2 tRNA genes and 2 rRNA genes are annotated in these 932 nt (G+C 48.6%); all 4 read right to left on the bottom strand.

The features are described 5' to 3' along the window. Positions 1 to 336: 336 nt before the first annotated feature. Positions 337 to 410, bottom strand: a tRNA-Ile gene (locus tag ACTQWB_RS18695). Positions 411 to 432: 22 nt separating this feature from the next. After that, positions 433 to 505, bottom strand: a tRNA-Ala gene (locus ACTQWB_RS18690). 3 nt (positions 506 to 508) lie between these two features. Next, positions 509 to 626: ribosomal RNA gene (rrf, locus tag ACTQWB_RS18685) — 5S ribosomal RNA — on the bottom strand. A 73-nt stretch (positions 627 to 699) separates the two neighbouring features. Continuing rightward, positions 700 to 932: ribosomal RNA gene (locus tag ACTQWB_RS18680) — 16S ribosomal RNA — on the bottom strand; the annotation flags it as partial.

Here is a 932-nt window from a genome sequence, read left to right as displayed (position 1 = left end):
CTTTCTTCGGCTCTTAGTGCCAAGGCATCCGCCCTGTGCCCTTATTGCTTGACCTTTCGCTCATCACCCTAGCGTAGGTGATGCGGTCTTTTGATTCTCATTGTTGATCTTTGTCTGCTCTCACAGACTAAATCGATGTCTTCCTATCTTACGTTTTAACGTTTTATATCAAGGATGTATGATTTTCATCATACTTACATGTATGCAGTTTTCAAGGTACAATCAAAGGCTTACTCACTTAACCTCACGGCTAAAAAGTTAAACCAGTGGGCTTAACTGGACCTTTCCTCCAGAACTCATGGTTATACTCGTTTGGATCAGGTTCATTTAAACCTATGGGCTTAAGTGGACTCGAACCACCGACCTCACGCTTATCAGGCGTGCGCTCTAACCAGCTGAGCTATAAGCCCATTTGAAATCTTACGATTTCAGTGGAGATGAAGAGATTCGAACTCTCGACCCCCTGCTTGCAAGGCAGGTGCTCTCCCAACTGAGCTACATCCCCATAATCTGGCGCCCACCTGCTCTCCCACATCGTCTCCAATGCAGTACCATCGGCCGCTTAGGTCTTAACCGTCGTGTTCGGGATGGGAACGGGTGTTTCCCCTAAGCGCATCGACACCAGAAATGTCATATGAAATTGTTATCTCCTTGATAACTCAACAGTAAAACACATTATACTCTCTACTTTTTCCTTAGAAAGGAGGTGATCCAGCCGCACCTTCCGATACGGCTACCTTGTTACGACTTCACCCCAGTCATCGGTCCCGCCTTCGGCAGCTCCTCCCTTGCGGTTAGGTCACTGACTTCGGGCGTTACTGACTCCCATGGTGTGACGGGCGGTGTGTACAAGACCCGGGAACGTATTCACCGCGGCATTCTGATCCGCGATTACTAGCGATTCCAGCTTCGTGCAGTCGAGTTGCAGACTG

It is taken from the genome of Blautia sp. HCP3S3_H10_2, assembly GCF_052122375.1.
GTDB lineage: Bacteria > Bacillota > Clostridia > Lachnospirales > Lachnospiraceae > Blautia_A.
The sequence above is the reverse complement of the archived record's forward strand: the minus strand, read 5'-3'. Positions and strand labels throughout refer to the sequence as shown.